This window comes from Marinobacter maritimus, from assembly GCF_007671675.1.
Taxonomy (GTDB): domain Bacteria; phylum Pseudomonadota; class Gammaproteobacteria; order Pseudomonadales; family Oleiphilaceae; genus Marinobacter; species Marinobacter maritimus.
This window is the reverse complement of the sequence record NZ_VCGW01000001.1, coordinates 999,498-1,014,732: the sequence shown is the minus strand read 5'-3', so window position 1 is coordinate 1,014,732 and position 15,235 is coordinate 999,498. Positions and strand designations below refer to the sequence as shown.

The window sequence follows — 15,235 nt, the reverse complement described above, 5'->3', positions numbered from 1 at the left end:
GAAACAGTCGAAAATGTCCGGCAACAAACTTGAAGATCTGAACGTGGCGAGCCAGGAACCGTTGATTACACCTGGAAAGCTCAAACAGGATATGCCACTAACGGGCAATGCAGCCCAAACTGTTACAGATGGCCGCCAGTCGATCTACGACATTATTGACGGCAAAGACCACCGTTTGTTTCTGGTTGTAGGCCCCTGTTCTATTCACGACGTAGACGCAGCGCGTGATTACGCCACCCGCCTCAAAGAACTTGCCGATGAAGTCAGTGATACCCTGCTGATCGTTATGCGCGTCTATTTTGAAAAACCGAGAACAACGGTTGGCTGGAAAGGCTTGATTAACGACCCGCACCTTAACGACACCTTTGATATTGAGCATGGTCTGCAGTTGGGCCGTCGTCTTCTACTTGATATCAACGAGCTTGGGCTACCGGTAGCAACAGAAGCCCTGGATCCGATCTCGCCACAGTATCTGCAGGACACAATTACCTGGTCGGCGATTGGCGCCCGCACCACAGAATCCCAGACTCACCGCGAAATGAGCAGTGGTCTTTCCATGGCGATTGGCTTCAAGAATGGCACCGATGGCAGTCTGGATGTGGCTGTGAACGCCATGAAGTCTGTATCCTATCCGCACAGTTTCCTCGGCATTGATCAGCAAGGCAAGGTGGCTATTATCCGCACCAAAGGCAACCAGTATGGCCATGTAGTTCTGCGTGGCGGTGGCGGCAAGCCCAATTACGATTCGGTCAGCGTGACGCTCTGTGAACAGGCCCTCGACAAGGCGGGCCTACGCAAATCCGTCATGGTGGATTGCAGCCATGCCAACTCCAGCAAAGACCCGGCCATTCAGCCATTGGTTATGCAGGACGTCAGCCACCAGATTCTCGAGGGCAACACGTCAATTCAGAGTCTGATGATCGAGAGCAATATAAACTGGGGCAACCAGTCTATCCCGGAAAACCTGTCAGACCTGCAATATGGCGTGTCCGTGACCGATGCTTGCATCGACTGGGAAACCACAGAAAAAGCCATCCGCGAAATGCGTGACAAGCTCAAGGACGTTCTGCCCGGCCGTAAAGCCGTCTGAACGTCGTCAGGCAGACTGGGTTGGCAAGCCGCCTACCCAGTCCAGCCGATCACGCAACGCAACGACCTGACCAACAATAACCAGTGTTGGCGCCTGCACCTCTTCTTCGTTCACTTTTTGAACAATCGTTTCCAGGTTACCGGTAACCACGTGCTGATCCCGGGTGGTGCCCTTGGAAATCAGAGCTACCGGCATATCCGGTGCCATTCCGTGCATTACAAGCTGCTCGCAGATAATGGGCAAACCAACAAGCCCCATATAGAACACCAATGTCTGGCTGTTCTGAACAAAGTCCTTCCAGGGCAAATCGCAGGTGTTATTTTTCAGGTGGCCGGTAATAAAACGCACCGACTGTGCGTAATCGCGGTGAGTCAACGGAATCCCTGCATACGCAGCGCAGCCGGATGCAGCCGTTATGCCTGGTACAACCTGAAACCGGATACCGGCACTGGCCAGAGTTTCAATTTCCTCGCCACCACGACCGAATATAAACGGATCCCCACCCTTGAGCCTGACGACCCGATAACCTTCTCTTGCCAGATCCACCAGCCTCTGATTGATCTGGTCCTGCGGCAACGCATGGTTCGCCCGCTGCTTGCCAACATGGATCATTTCAGCCGTATCCGGAATCAATGCGAGAATTTCCGGCGACACGAGCCTGTCGTAGAGTACAACCTCTGCTGACGTAATAAGCCGCCAGGCCTTCAGGGTTAGCAGTTCCGGGTCCCCGGGGCCTGCGCCCACGAGAGCAACCTGCCCGGCGGAGCTATTGGGATTCGAAGTAACGGGGTTGGCTTTGTAACGAACCGGAGCAGGCGCTGCCCCGACGTTTGTTCCTGGGATGTTTTGAGGCTTGTCTGTCATTGAAGTCGCTCGACCCCACCCATGTATGGCTTGAGAACTTCCGGAACGAGAATACTGCCATCCGCCTGCTGATAGTTTTCCATAACCGCTACCATGGCACGACCCACTGCGAGGCCGGACCCGTTCAGTGTATGCACTGGCTCGGGCTTACCGGTTTCCGGGTTGCGCCAACGCGCGCTCATGCGTCGGGCCTGGAAATCACGCGTATTGGAACAGGATGAGATCTCACGGAACTTGCTCTGCCCAGGTAACCAGACTTCGATATCGTAGGTTTTGGCAGCAGAGAAACCCATATCTCCGCCGCACAGAGCAACAAGACGATAAGGCAGCTCAAGTAACTGAAGAACTTTTTCAGCGTGGCTGGTCAGCGCTTCCAGCGCCCCATCGGAATCTTCAGGACGAACCACCTGCACCAACTCAACCTTGTCGAATTGGTGCTGACGGATCATACCCCGGGTATCGCGACCGTATGAGCCGGCTTCACTACGGAAACAAGGCGTGTGACAAACCATTTTCAAGGGTAATTCAGCCGCATCAAGAATCGTATCTGAAACCAGGTTGGTCACTGGCACTTCTGCCGTCGGAATCAGATAAAGCGAAGGCTCACCCTGCAATTTAAACAGGTCTTCCTCAAACTTGGGGAGTTGGCCGGTGCCATAAAGCGCATCCGCGTTTACCAAGTAAGGCACATAGGTTTCAGAATAACCATGTTCGCCGGTGTGGAGGTTGAGCATGAACTGCGCAAGGGCTCGATGAAGGCGCGCCACTTGACCGCGCATAACCGCAAACCTTGAGTGCGCAAGACGTGTTGCAGTTTCGAAATCCAGGCCGCCCATTCCTTCGCCTAGCCCTTCTCCCAGAGCAACATGGTCTTTAGGCTCGAAATCAAACGTTTTGGGCGTACCCCAAGTACGAACCTCAATATTCTCTTCCTCGCTGTCGCCCGCCGGAACGCTTTCATCGGGAAGGTTCGGAATACCAGCCAGAAACTCATTGAGTTCCTGCTGCAGCGTGCGCAGCTCTTCCTCGGCTTCCGACTTGCGGGATTTCAGGCTCTCAACCTCATCCAGAAGTGGCTGAATATCTTCGCCCGCAGCTTTGGCTTTGCCAATCGACTTCGACTTCTTGTTCTGCTCGCCCTGCAAGGTTTCCGTGCGTACCTGAAGGGCCCGGCGGCGCTCTTCAAGTTGCTCGAAGCCGGCCACGTCAAAAGTATAGTTTTTGATGGCCAGTCGACGGGCGATCTCTTCAGTCTTGGTACGGACGAGTTTGGGATCGAGCATGGGTATCCTGGATTTTCCGGTTTGCGGTGTGTGTAGAATAACTCGCCATTATACCTGTGCCGACGTCTGTGGCTAGCGCTGCGCGTAACCTTATACGGCGTTCAGGAATGGCGTTTTCTGGGGCTTTGATCATTGAGGGCATCGAGCCGCTGGCGCTTTTCGGAAAGCTTGATTTCCAGCCCCCGGTTAATCGGCTCATAGTATCTGCGCTGGTGGATGGCATCAGGTAGATAGGACTCACCCGCCGCAAAGCCTTCAGGCTCGTCATGAGCATAACGATAGGAGTCACCGTGCCCCATGCTTTTGAGCAACTTGGTTGGCGCGTTGCGCAGGTGCACCGGCACCTCGTAGTCTGGATCCTGCCGTATATCGGCCATGCACTGGTTGAACGCCTTATACACCGCGTTGCTTTTCGGGGCGAGCGCGAGATAAGTGACCGCCTGCGCCAGTGCCAGCTCCCCCTCAGGGCTCCCCAGGCGCTCCTGAGCGTTCCAGGCCTCCATGCTCAGCTGCAAGGCACGGGGATCGGCATTGCCTATGTCCTCGCTTGCGATACGCACGAGGCGGCGCGCAACGTACAAAGGGTCGCAACCACCATCCAGCATCCGACACAGCCAGTAAAGTGAGCCATCCGGGTCTGAGCCTCTCACAGACTTGTGCAAGGCTGATATCTGGTCGTAAAAAACGTCCCCGCCCTTATCAAAGCGGCGCAAACTGGTTTGCATCACCTGCTCAAGGTGTTCCGCGTTAACACGGTTTTTGCCTTCGCTGTCCGGCTCCGCGAGATCAGCCGCAATCTCGAGAATGTTAAGCGCCCGCCGGGCGTCACCGCCAGAGGCAGCCGCCATAACGCTGAGCACATCATCCGAAACCGCAAGCTCGCCGTTAAAACCTTCCTCCGAACTCAAAGCTCTGCCCAGCAGATTAAGGATATCTGCCTCTTCGAGGTTCTTGAGAACGTAAACCCGAGTACGGGAAAGCAGGGCGCTGTTCAGCTCAAAAGAAGGGTTCTCGGTGGTGGCGCCAACAAAAATGAAGGTGCCGTCTTCAATGTGCGGAAGAAAAGCGTCCTGCTGGCTCTTGTTGAACCGGTGCACTTCGTCCACGAACAACAACGTGTCCTGGCCCTGCGAAAGCTTGCGGTTGCGTGAACGCTCTACAATGGCACGGATATCCTTCACGCCGCTGAGAACCGCAGACACTGTCTCGAAACTGAGGTCGCCAACACTCGCCAGAAGCCTCGCAAAGGTGGTTTTACCGACCCCCGGCGGGCCCCAGAGAATCATGGAGTGGAGCTGGCCCTGCTCTACCGCTCTGCGAAGCGGCTTGCCGGGCCCTACAAGGTGCAACTGCCCCACATAGTCTTCAAGGGATTCCGGGCGCATACGCGCTGCCAGAGGCCGAAACCCGACCTGTTCGGTGAACAGGCTGTTTTGCATATCAGCCCTCGTCCCCGATTACGTCGACACCTTCCGGGTACTCAAGCGTAAACGCGCTATTATCGACGGTGTCGTTGAGCCGGATGTTGTCAAAGCTGAGCACGCTGAGCTGCGACAATGAATCCTGCATGCGCATTTCCTGCAGTTCTTTTTTGAAGAACGTTAGTCGTAGCGACACAAATAACGAATCCTCGCTTTTCGGCTCAAGCGTGAATTCCCGGGTATCGTCACTGAGCTGATGACCGGAAACCCGATAGGTTTCTTCAAGGTTATCCACTTCACCACTGAGCAGCAGCGCCGGTGTTGTCTGAACGCGGTCGTCCAGGCTATGCACCGTGACCTGTTCCAGATCGGGATCGTAGACTTCTACGCTTTCACCGTTACTGACAATAAATTGCGACAAAGGCGCACGGGTCTCCCAGTAGAACAGCCCCGGCCTTTTGGCCTTCAGCGAGCCCCGGGATTCCTGCACTTTGCTGCCGCTTTCGTTTACCACAATCTGAATAAAGTCGGCCTGATAGGTCTCATAGCTTTGCAGCAAGGAAGCGAGCTCTGCCGCTGAACCTTCTTTGCCTGCCGCCATCAGTGAGCTGCTGAATACAAGCGCCACAATCAATGCCGACAGGGGCTTCAGAAATAGCTGTTGCATGCGATACGACTCCTAATCTCTTGGTGGGGGCGGTGCCAAAACTTCACGGGCACCGTTATGACCCGCTGAACTGACCACACCCGATGCTTCCATGGCTTCAACCAGATTGGCCGCCCGGTTATAACCTATCTTGAACTTTCTCTGCACAGACGAAATTGATACCCGGCGCCCTTCAGTGACAAACGCCACCGCTTCGTCGAACAGCGCATCACTTTCGTTGTCGCCGCCATCCGACAAGCTGGGCACCCCTGGCAGATTCTCACCTTCGGCACCGTTAAGCACATCGTCCACGTACACAGGTTCACCTCGGGCCTTCCATGCGCTCACCACCCGGTGAACCTCGTCATCGTCCACGAATGCGCCGTGGACGCGGACCGGGAGGCCAGAACCCGGGGGCAGATAAAGCATGTCACCATGCCCTAAAAGCTGCTCGGCACCACCCTGATCCAACACGGTGCGCGAATCGATCTTGGAGGAAACCTGGAACGACATGCGAGTGGGAATGTTGGCTTTGATCAGACCCGTGATGACATCCACAGACGGCCGCTGGGTTGCAAGTATCAGGTGAATACCTGCCGCCCTCGCTTTCTGGGCAATCCGCGCAATCAGCTCTTCCACTTTTTTGCCGACAATCATCATCATGTCGGCAAACTCATCAATAACCACCACGATAAACGGCAAATGCTCGAGTTCGGGACGTTCCTGCTCGTCGTTGGCCAAATACTCGTCCGGCTTCCAGAACGGATCGAGAAGAGGCTCACCGGCCTCCGCTGCATCTTTCACTTTGCGGTTGTAGCCAGCGAGGTTTCGGACACCCAGCGTGGCCAGCAAGCGGTATCGGCGTTCCATTTCGGCCACACACCAGCGCAGTGCATTTGCGGCCTCTTTCATGTCGGTAACAACCGGCGCCAGCAGGTGCGGGATGCCGTCGTAGATGCTGAGTTCCAGCATCTTGGGGTCGACCATAATGAAACGTACATCTTCCGGCCCCGCCTTCAGCAGCATGCTCAACAGCATGGCGTTAACCCCTACTGATTTACCGGAACCAGTCGTACCGGCAACCAGTAGGTGGGGCATTTTGGCGAGGTTTGCAACCATGGGGTTGCCGCCGATGTCATTACCAAGCGCCATTGTCAGCGCAGAATTGGACTCGGTGAACACTCTTGCGCTCAGAACTTCGCTGAGACGGACAATCTCCCGTTTTTCATTGGGGATTTCGATGCCCACCACAGACTTGCCCGGGATCACCTCCACAACCCGCACACTCAAAACAGCCAGTGAGCGAGCCAGATCCTTGGCGAGATTCGAGATTTTGCTGACCTTGACGCCTGCCGCCGGTTTTATCTCAAACCGTGTAATTACTGGCCCCGGATTAACCTCAACTACCTCGACTGAAACTCCGAAATCCGCAAGCTTTTCTTCGAGCAAACGTGACATGTGCTCCAGTGCTTCTTCAGAGTAGCCACTCTCCTTGTGCTCCTCAGGTGGGTCCAGCAACGAGATGGGAGGAATTGGGCTCTCTATGTCTTCCAGCAACGAAGGTTGAGCATTTTTCGCGTTATTGGTCGGCGGTTGCTCATCTTTCTTGAACGGCGATATTTTCAGCGACCGGCCGGCCGGCGAGGCTGACTTCACTTTATCCGCAGCAGATGTTTGCGACTGAGCGGTTTTTTTTGCTGGCGCCTCATCCCGGGAGCTGAAGCTCTCGAGGCGCGCCGGTTCTGGCTCCTGGTCTGCGGAAAAACTTTCAAAGCCGGGTTCCAGGCGATCTCTGGATGGCTTTTTCGGTTTTGCTTGTTTGCGCGGCCCAAACCCGGGGATCCAGTGCCACCAACGCTTGGTAGACTGTTCATCGGCGGCGCTCGGCTGCGTCTTGACTGGGGCGGCCGACTGGGATGGTACCGGTGATTTCTCCGGGGTATGGGCAGGTTTATCCGAACTCGCGAGTTTCTTCAGTGATTGCCCGACGCGAATTGTAAACCCGCCCAGTTGGTCCATTAACCAGAACCATGAAAGGCCCACGGTGACCGTCAGGGCAAAAAGGAATATCGCGATGAGCAGCAACGTAGTTGCTGGCAGATTGAAGAAACGAACCATGGCATCCGAAACGGTGATGCCCAGAACTCCTCCGGATGTAGCGCCCAGTCCAAATACCGAATAAAGAGACAGAAGGCTGGTGGCCGACAGCAAGATCAACAGAAAGCCACCGAACCTCATCATGAATAAAGGCCAGTGCATATCCAGCGGATCGTTTCTGCGGCGGACCAGCATGATTGCGTAGCCCGCAACCATGACCGGGAACAGGTAGGCAACATGACCGAAGAAATCCATCAGCAAGCTGGCAAGCCAGGCACCAGAGCGGCCAGCGGCGTTAAGTACGCTGGTTTCATGGCCGATACTGGCCCAGCCGGGGTCGGCAGGATTAAATGTCACAAGAGCCATCGCCAGATAGATACACAGGGCTATCAGCCCGATCACTGCACCTTCACGCGCGCCTTGTGCTGCCTGGCGGCGAAAACGCAGTTGCTTCTCTGTAGGTTCCTGTGGTGATTTCTTCGCTTTTGCAGATTCTGCCATGAATGCTCAAACGTTAAGTGTTGCTTGCGTTCTGAAGTGCCTGAAAACCTCGGTACAAGTCTGTTTTCAGATCTTCAACTGCTTCGATACCAACTGAAAGCCGTAACAGGTTCTCGGTGATACCGGCTCCGGACTTGTCTTCTGGCGACAACCGCCCGTGGGTTGTGGTCGCCGGATGTGTAATCGTGGTTTTGACATCGCCCAGGTTAGCCGTTATTGAAATCATCCGCGTCGCATCGATGAATTTCCAGGCTTCCTCACGGCCGCCTTTCACGCAAAACGCCAGCACCCCACCAAACCCTTTTTGCTGTTTCTTTGCAAGTTCGTGCTGGGGATGGCTTTCAAGCCCGGCATAATACACTTGCTCAACTGCGGGTTGCTGCTCCAGCCATCTCGCCAACTCTAACGCATTGTCGCAGTGGGCACGCATACGGATTGGTAAGGTTTCCAGCCCCTTATGGAAGACCCAGGCATTGAACGGGCTCATGGTAGGCCCTGCAGACCGCAGGAAGCCGTAAACTTCATCCATGAGCCTTGCCGGCCCAACTACCACACCACCTACGCAGCGACCCTGGCCATCGAGGTATTTGGTTGCGGAGTGAATCACGATATCCGCACCGTGCTCCAGCGGGCGTTGCAACACCGGTGTACAAAAACAGTTGTCCACCACAAACAGCGCGTCATTGCTGTGGGCCAGCTGGGCCAACGCTTCCATATCCGCAACCTCGCATAGCGGGTTAGACGGTGTCTCGATAAACAGCATGCGGGTGTCCGGGCGCACGGCCGAGCCCCACTGCTGAAGATCAGTCAGGCTCACGAAGGTTGTTGTAACACCGAACTTCGCCATGTATTTCTGAAACAGCACGTTGGTGGTGCCAAACACACCTCGGGAGCAAATCACGTGGTCGCCGCTTTTGAGCAGCGCCATGCAGGTGCTTAGTATCGCGGCCATGCCGGATGAAGTTGCAACAGCGCGCTCCCCGCCTTCCATGGCGGCGATGCGGCCCTCGAAAGCCTGAACCGTAGGATTGGTGAAACGGGAGTAGATATTGCCCGGTTCTTCTCCCCCGAAACGGGCTGCGGCCTGCGCTGCACTGTTGTACACAAAGCTCGATGTCGGAAAAATGGCATCACTGTGTTCAAGCTGGCCAGTTCGGAGCTGCCCTGCCCTCACCGCCAGTGTATCCACAGACATACCGTCAAGATCCGATTCCGGAATCAGGACAGTTTCTTCGCGGTGAAAAGTCATGAGCGTCTCCTGGCAAGGCTCGGTGTTCAATCTTCGTCGTTATAGAGATCAATGATGCCGTTATCAGTCGACCCTGTATCTACATCACCGGAACGTGTGTTGTCATTGCGGGCTTCATCAAGGCGACTCAGATAGGCGGCGTCGATATCCCCCGTCACATATTTGCCGGTGAACACGGAACATTCCCAGCCTTCTATGCTGTCGTTTACATCGCTGACGCAAGTCACCAGATCGTCAAGATCCTGATACAACAGCCAGTCTGCACCGATCAGAGCACCGATTTCGTCAACGGTTCTTTCGTGAGCGATCAATTCGCTGGCCGATGGCATGTCGATTCCGTAGACATTGGGGTAGCGCACAGGGGGCGCAGCCGATGCAAAGTAAACCTTTCTGGCTCCAGCGTCCCTGGCCATCTGCACAATTTCCTTGCAGGTGGTGCCGCGGACAATGGAATCGTCAACCAGCATGACGTTTTTGCCCTTGAACTCCAGATCAATCGGGTTCAGTTTCTGGCGCACTGACTTTTTGCGCATTGTCTGGCCAGGCATGATGAAGGTCCGGCCTATATAACGGTTTTTGATAAAGCCTTCGCGGAATTTCACCCCCAGCCGATGCGCCATCTGCATGGCCGACGTCCGGCTGGTATCAGGGATGGGCATAACCACATCAATATCGTGATCAGGGCATTCCCGCAGAATCTTGTCTGCCAGCGTTTCCCCCATACGCAGCCTGGCCTTGTAAACGGAAACACCATCCATAATGGAGTCTGGCCGGGCAAAATAGACATGCTCAAAAATGCAGGGGTACAAATGAGGGTTTTTTGCGCACTGCTGTGAATACAGGGTGCCGTCGGTTTCTATATAAACGGCCTCTCCCGGGGCTATATCCCTCACCAGAGTGTAACCGGCAGCGCTCAGAGCAACACTCTCCGATGCGATCATATATTCCTTGCGGCCGTCCTCAGCGATGCGCTCGCCATAACAGACCGGGCGAATTCCATTCGGATCGCGGAAGCCGACAATACCGTAGCCGGTGATCATCGCAATCACCGCATAGGCGCCCCGGCAACGTTGATGAACCGCACTTACTGCAGAGAAAACATCTTCCTTGGTCGGGTCAAGCTTGCGAAGCTTTTGCAGCTCGTGTGCAAAAACGTTCAACAGCACTTCTGAATCCGAATTGGTATTGATATGGCGAAGATCTGTACGGAACAGATCCTGGCTTAGCTCGTCTGCGTTGGTCAGGTTGCCGTTGTGGGCCAAAGTAATCCCGTATGGACTGTTCACATAGAAGGGCTGCGACTCCGAAGAACTTGAACTGCCTGCAGTCGGATAGCGCACGTGCCCTATCCCGACGTTGCCGACCAACCGCTGCATATGGCGGGTGTGAAAAACGTCACGAACCAGCCCATTATCCTTGCGCAGGAAAAAACGCTCATCCTGAAAGGTAACAATCCCCGCCGCATCCTGGCCCCGGTGCTGAAGTACGGTCAGCGCATCATAGAGCGACTGATTAACGTGAGAAGTACTGACGATGCCGACAATGCCACACATGGATAAGGTAATCTCCGAGTGTTAATTCTGAATGTTAACTGGATGCGGACGTGGATTTCACGGCCTTCTGGGATTCCGGCTCCAGGAAACGGGCGAACTCGTCGCCAAACGTTCGTCTGGACCAATCTTCAACCACCCCGAGGCGGTCTATCATGACTGATGTTCTCCACCAGGTGTCTTGAGCCAGGGGGGTGTAACGAATAAAGGCGATTGCGACGATAACAACGACAAGCCCGCGCAACATACCAAACCCCATGCCCAGTACCCTGTCCGTAGCAGAAAGCCCGGTCGCACGAACAAGATGCCCGATTATATTGTTGATGATTGCGCCGACGATAAGCGTACCGAAGAAAAGAATGGCGAATGCTGCAATAAGGCGCACAAGCGGCGTTTCAACGGTACTCTCCAGCAAGGATTGCATCTGGGGGTGAAAAGTTCGCGCAAGTATGAACGCGCCCACCCACGTGACCAAAGACAGCGCTTCTTTCACAAAGCCCCGTTTAAGACTGATGAGGGTGGAGATTGTAATCAGGGCGATGATGACCCAGTCAATCCAGATCAGCGCTTCCATGGAAATCCCGGTGGAGAAAAGGAAGCGCGAATTCTATCAGGAAACGCCGGCTCGCCAAACCGCCAGAACAATATAAAGCGGGTGGAAAGGGTTATTTATCGCCGGAGGTGACAAGACTGTTCAGGCTGAAAGCCTTATCCAGTGCTCGCTTTGCAGACTCCGCTTCCGATTTTTCAGCAAAGGGTCCGCTGAAAACCCGTGTCAGAGTGTTCTCACCCCGCACGACTTCCTGAAGATGAGAGTTATAGCCTTTTTCGCGCACCTTGTCCCGGAGGCGGCGCGCATTGTCGCCATTACCAAAACTGCCTAGTTGAACAACCCAGGCGCCTTCGAGAGAACGCGTGAACTCTGCACTCACTTCCTCTGCCTCAACCTCCGCAGGAGCTTCCACCTTTACCGTTGAAACCGGCTTTTCCGGTGCACTTGCAGAAGGTGTGGGCTGAGCTTCAACTGGCTTGGCTATTTCAGATACCTTGTCGACGCGATTGTCTGGAACCGGCTTCCCGGCTGACACCTCATCCTCAAGAATGCGATAGTCCTGTGCGCCAGAGCTTGCCGTTGCGGGCCGGTCTTTCTGGTAGGGAGGCGGAGAAGCCGCATCCGAGGCTGGCGCTTCAACTTCAGGGAACGGTGGTTCCTCGGGTATATTGATCGAAGTCGATGTACGCCCTGAGTGAGGTTCATCGAAAACCATGGGTACAAAGATAACGGCCAGCGAAATCAGAACCAGCGCACCGATTATTCTTTGCTTCAGTCCATCCACGTTACTTGACTCCCCGTCTGGTTGACCTGGCACATACTAACTGCCCGCCTGTGATAACTCAAAGCCCTGTACGGTGCTATGGACAAAGTTTAAGGCGCCCGGACATCCGGGCTCAAAGCAGTAGCCTGCGCGCTTCAGCAACCGTGAAAAATGAGCCAAACACGATAATTATGTCTTCGGTTACTGCGCCTGCCTTTGCTGCAGCAATCGCATCAAGAACCGTGTCATGCGTACTTGTGTGCAACAGCGGCGCTGACTCAAGTCTTGCCCACAACGTTTCTGAACCAAGACCCCGAGGCACATCCAGTCCGGCCAGATACCATTGGTCGACAACGGAGGTCATCGCATGAACCACGCCTTCCACATCCTTGTCCTCAAGCGCCGCGTAAACCGCATGAACTTTTTGGCTTTTGCTCTTTAGCACCTGCAGTCTTTCTGAAAGCCACTTAGCTGCATGAGGGTTGTGCCCAACGTCCACGTACAGGTCAGGCTTGTACCCAAGGTGTTCGAACCGACCGGGCGCTTTGACGCGAACCAGCGCTGTCTCAATCGCAGCTTGATCCATTTCAGGCTCGAGAGACCGCAATGCCATCACAGCAGCCGCAACACTCTGTACCGGCAGAGGCCCCGACGGCAATCTGAAGGCGCCGTCCTCAACGTGCAGGGTTACCGTACTTTCGCCAGAGCCTGTTACAACCTCCTGGATCGTATACTCATGCCCCGCCCGAACCAACGCTACTTTTTGTGCCGCTGCCTGTTGAAGAACCGATTGGGGAGGATCCTCATCGGCAACAACGGCCGGTATGCCCGGGCGAAGAATGCCGGCTTTTTCGAACCCGATGACCTCGCGGTTGTCTCCGAGAAATGCCACGTGATCAATATCAATGGACGTTATAATCGCCATGTCTGCATCTATCACATTCACTGCATCAAGACGGCCACCAAGGCCAACCTCAAGAATCCAGTCCTGCACTCCCGATGCATTCAATGCGACAAACGCCGCCAAAGTGCCAAACTCGAAATACGTTAATGTTTCGGAGCCACGTGCCGCTTCCACCTTTTCGAACGCTGCGATCAAAGTTGCATCGTCAATATCCAGGCCATCAATGCGAACACGCTCATTGTAGTTCTGGAGATGGGGTGAGGTATAGGCGCCAGTGCGCCGGCCAGCGGCTTGCAACAGCGCTTCAAGCGTCGCAACAGTGCTGCCCTTGCCGTTCGTACCGGCAACGGTAATAACCCGCGCCGTCGGTTTCTTCCGGAACAACCGGCGCAGGACGACTAACACCCGGTCAAGCCCGAGGTCTATCTCTGTGGGATGGATCGATTCCAGCCAGGACAGCCACTGACCAAGCGTGGCACCCTCCCCCGGTGCTACCGGGGGCCGGGGTTTCTGTTTACTCTGCGGGGGGGTCAATGTCTGGCTTTTCCGTTATTTCAAACTCGATCGGATCTTCTGTATCGGGCCGCTCTTGCCCGGTGAACTTCGCCAGCACGTGCGCGATGCGCTCTCGCATCTGATGGCGGTGCAGAATCATGTCGATCGCGCCGTGCTCAAGCAGGAATTCGCTGCGCTGGAAACCTTCAGGCAGTTTTTCACGAACTGTTTGCTCGATAACCCGCGGGCCTGCAAAACCAATCAGTGCATTGGGCTCGGCAATATTGAGATCACCCAACATGGCCAGGCTCGCCGACACACCGCCAAAAACCGGGTCTGTCATCACTGAGATGTAAGGAATACCCTCTTGCTTCATTCGCTCCAGCACAGCTGCAGTTTTGGACATCTGCATCAGCGAAAGAATGGCTTCCTGCATTCGCGCACCGCCGCTGGCTGAAAAGCAGACCAGGGGAATACGTTCGGCAAGCGCAACATTCGCGGCCTGTACGAACTTTTCGCCAACAACTTGCCCCATGGACCCACCCATGAAGCTAAACTCGAAGGAACACGCCACCAGCGGAACGCTCAGTGTTGTACCTTTCATTGCAACCAGGGCGTCTTTCTCCCCGGTGGCTTTCTGAGCCTGCGTGAGACGATCTTTATAGCGCTTGGTGTCTTTGAACTTCAGTCGATCCCAAGGTTCGAGGTTGGCGCCAATTTCCTCACGACCTTCTTCATCAAGAAATACGTCGAGACGACGGCGGGCATCAACCCTCAGGTGATGATTGCATTTTGGGCAAACATCCAGGTTTTTCTCCAGCTCCGGCTTGTAGAGAAAAGCACCGCACTTGGGGCACTTCTTCCAAAGCCCTTCGGGAACACCCGTCCTGCGATTGGATTCCGAGCGGATCTTGCCCGGCATTATCTTGTCCAGCCAGTTACTCATGGTTATATCCTGTCCTTTGATTCCGGCCTGCCCTCAACTTCCGAATCAGGAAGCCAGGCTGTCCAGTGCTTCACGCATCGGGTTAAGCAGATCCGTCAGTGCCCGTTTAAGCTCTTCGATATCTGCCTGATTTCTGGCTATTGTATCGACCAGCACACTGCCAACAATTACACCATCGGATACCCGTCCCACGGCGGCCGCGGTTTCTGCGTCGCGGATACCGAAACCTACAGCAACCGGAAGCGCTGTCAATTCATGGACATGTGCAACCTTGGCGGCTACCTCTTCCACATTTATTTTTGCTGCTCCGGTAACGCCGTTGAATGAAACATAGTACACATATCCGGAAGAGTGATCGGCAATTGCACGAATTCTTTCATCAGTTGTAGTCGGCGCCAGCAGAAAAATTGAATCAAGCCCTCTTTCAGCGAACAGCGGCGCAACATCACCTGCCTCTTCCGGTGGCAGGTCTACCGTGAGCACACCATCCACGCCAGCTTCCGCAGCAGCGTCTGCAAATGCCTCGTAACCCATGGCTTCAATAGGATTGAGATAGCCCATCAACACCACGGGAGTGGTGTCATTGGTTTGTCTGAACTCTCGCACTATCGCCAGAACACGGCGCAATGATGTGCTGTGCTTGAGCGCGCGCTCGCAAGCCAACTGAATCACCGGGCCGTCGGCCATCGGATCGGAAAACGGCACACCCAGCTCGATGATATTGACCCCGGCATCCACCATCGTATGCATCAGACCTACAGTCTCGTCGGGATGGGGGTCACCGGCGGTAATAAAGGGAATAAGTGCCTTGCGGCCTTGTCCTTTGAGGGTCTGGAGAACCCCTTCAATTCGGCTCATGCCTGCTCCTGTCGA

12 protein-coding genes and 1 pseudogene are annotated in these 15,235 nt (G+C 54.9%); 1 reads left to right on the top strand and 12 read right to left on the bottom strand.

What is annotated here, in order from left to right; all coding sequences use genetic code 11:
- The first annotated feature begins 13 nt into the window (after positions 1-13).
- Complete coding sequence (locus FFI90_RS04590; protein WP_144776724.1) at positions 14-1,090, top strand: 3-deoxy-7-phosphoheptulonate synthase; 1,077 nt, start codon at positions 14-16, stop codon at positions 1,088-1,090.
- A 6-nt stretch (positions 1,091-1,096) separates the two neighbouring features.
- On the opposite strand, the pseudogene cobA reads toward FFI90_RS04590, so the two are convergent.
- The 12 genes and pseudogenes from cobA to trpA form a co-directional block, all read right to left on the bottom strand.
- Positions 1,097-1,855 (bottom strand): annotated as a pseudogene (cobA, locus tag FFI90_RS04585) (uroporphyrinogen-III C-methyltransferase); the annotation flags it as partial.
- A gap of 95 nt (positions 1,856-1,950) precedes the next feature.
- Complete coding sequence (gene serS, locus FFI90_RS04580; protein ID WP_144776722.1) at positions 1,951-3,237, bottom strand: serine--tRNA ligase; 1,287 nt, start codon at positions 3,235-3,237, stop codon at positions 1,951-1,953.
- A 101-nt stretch (positions 3,238-3,338) separates the two neighbouring features.
- A complete protein-coding gene (locus FFI90_RS04575; RefSeq protein WP_144776721.1) occupies positions 3,339-4,676 on the bottom strand; it encodes a replication-associated recombination protein A in 1,338 nt (445 codons plus the stop codon).
- Between the two features lies 1 nt (position 4,677).
- Positions 4,678-5,325 (bottom strand): outer membrane lipoprotein periplasmic chaperone LolA, encoded by a 648-nt coding sequence (lolA, locus tag FFI90_RS04570; protein WP_144776720.1) that lies wholly within the window; start codon positions 5,323-5,325, stop codon positions 4,678-4,680.
- Positions 5,326-5,337: 12 nt separating this feature from the next.
- The gene (locus FFI90_RS04565; protein WP_144776719.1) at positions 5,338-7,902 is read right to left on the bottom strand and encodes a DNA translocase FtsK; all 2,565 of its coding nucleotides are present in this window, start codon (positions 7,900-7,902) and stop codon (positions 5,338-5,340) included.
- Positions 7,903-7,915: 13 nt separating this feature from the next.
- Positions 7,916-9,151 carry an O-succinylhomoserine sulfhydrylase gene (locus tag FFI90_RS04560; protein WP_144776718.1) on the bottom strand — a complete coding sequence of 412 codons (1,236 nt, stop codon included), beginning with the start codon at positions 9,149-9,151 and terminating at the stop codon, positions 7,916-7,918.
- A 26-nt stretch (positions 9,152-9,177) separates the two neighbouring features.
- Positions 9,178-10,704, bottom strand: a complete 1,527-nt coding sequence (purF, locus tag FFI90_RS04555) for an amidophosphoribosyltransferase (protein ID WP_144776717.1) — start codon at positions 10,702-10,704, stop codon at positions 9,178-9,180.
- 34 nt (positions 10,705-10,738) lie between these two features.
- Positions 10,739-11,275 carry a CvpA family protein gene (locus tag FFI90_RS04550; protein WP_144776716.1) on the bottom strand — a complete coding sequence of 179 codons (537 nt, stop codon included), beginning with the start codon at positions 11,273-11,275 and terminating at the stop codon, positions 10,739-10,741.
- Positions 11,276-11,366: 91 nt separating this feature from the next.
- Positions 11,367-12,038 (bottom strand): SPOR domain-containing protein, encoded by a 672-nt coding sequence (locus FFI90_RS04545; protein ID WP_144776715.1) that lies wholly within the window; start codon positions 12,036-12,038, stop codon positions 11,367-11,369.
- 112 nt (positions 12,039-12,150) lie between these two features.
- Positions 12,151-13,455 carry a bifunctional tetrahydrofolate synthase/dihydrofolate synthase gene (gene folC, locus FFI90_RS04540; protein ID WP_144776714.1) on the bottom strand — a complete coding sequence of 435 codons (1,305 nt, stop codon included), beginning with the start codon at positions 13,453-13,455 and terminating at the stop codon, positions 12,151-12,153.
- Positions 13,436-14,362, bottom strand: a complete 927-nt coding sequence (accD, locus tag FFI90_RS04535) for an acetyl-CoA carboxylase, carboxyltransferase subunit beta (RefSeq protein WP_144776713.1) — start codon at positions 14,360-14,362, stop codon at positions 13,436-13,438. Before accD ends, folC begins: the two co-directional genes overlap by 20 nt.
- Before the next feature lie 45 nt (positions 14,363-14,407).
- Entirely contained in the window at positions 14,408-15,220 is an 813-nt protein-coding gene (gene trpA, locus FFI90_RS04530) for a tryptophan synthase subunit alpha (RefSeq protein WP_144776712.1), read from the bottom strand.
- Between the last annotated feature and the right edge of the window lie 15 nt (positions 15,221-15,235).

Bases quoted from the DNA above. Each gene is read 5' to 3' on its own strand.
- trpA (WP_144776712.1), bottom strand. From the start codon at position 15,220: ATGAGCCGAATTGAAGGGGTTCTCCAGACCCTCAAAGGACAAGGCCGC.
- FFI90_RS04560 (WP_144776718.1), bottom strand. From the start codon at position 9,151: ATGACTTTTCACCGCGAAGAAACTGTCCTGATTCCGGAATCGGATCTT.
- FFI90_RS04565 (WP_144776719.1), bottom strand. From the start codon at position 7,902: ATGGCAGAATCTGCAAAAGCGAAGAAATCACCACAGGAACCTACAGAG.
- purF (WP_144776717.1), bottom strand. From the start codon at position 10,704: ATGTGTGGCATTGTCGGCATCGTCAGTACTTCTCACGTTAATCAGTCG.
- serS (WP_144776722.1), bottom strand. From the start codon at position 3,237: ATGCTCGATCCCAAACTCGTCCGTACCAAGACTGAAGAGATCGCCCGT.
- accD (WP_144776713.1), bottom strand. From the start codon at position 14,362: ATGAGTAACTGGCTGGACAAGATAATGCCGGGCAAGATCCGCTCGGAA.
- FFI90_RS04575 (WP_144776721.1), bottom strand. From the start codon at position 4,676: ATGCAAAACAGCCTGTTCACCGAACAGGTCGGGTTTCGGCCTCTGGCA.
- FFI90_RS04550 (WP_144776716.1), bottom strand. From the start codon at position 11,275: ATGGAAGCGCTGATCTGGATTGACTGGGTCATCATCGCCCTGATTACA.
- lolA (WP_144776720.1), bottom strand. From the start codon at position 5,325: ATGCAACAGCTATTTCTGAAGCCCCTGTCGGCATTGATTGTGGCGCTT.
- FFI90_RS04590 (WP_144776724.1), top strand. From the start codon at position 14: ATGTCCGGCAACAAACTTGAAGATCTGAACGTGGCGAGCCAGGAACCG.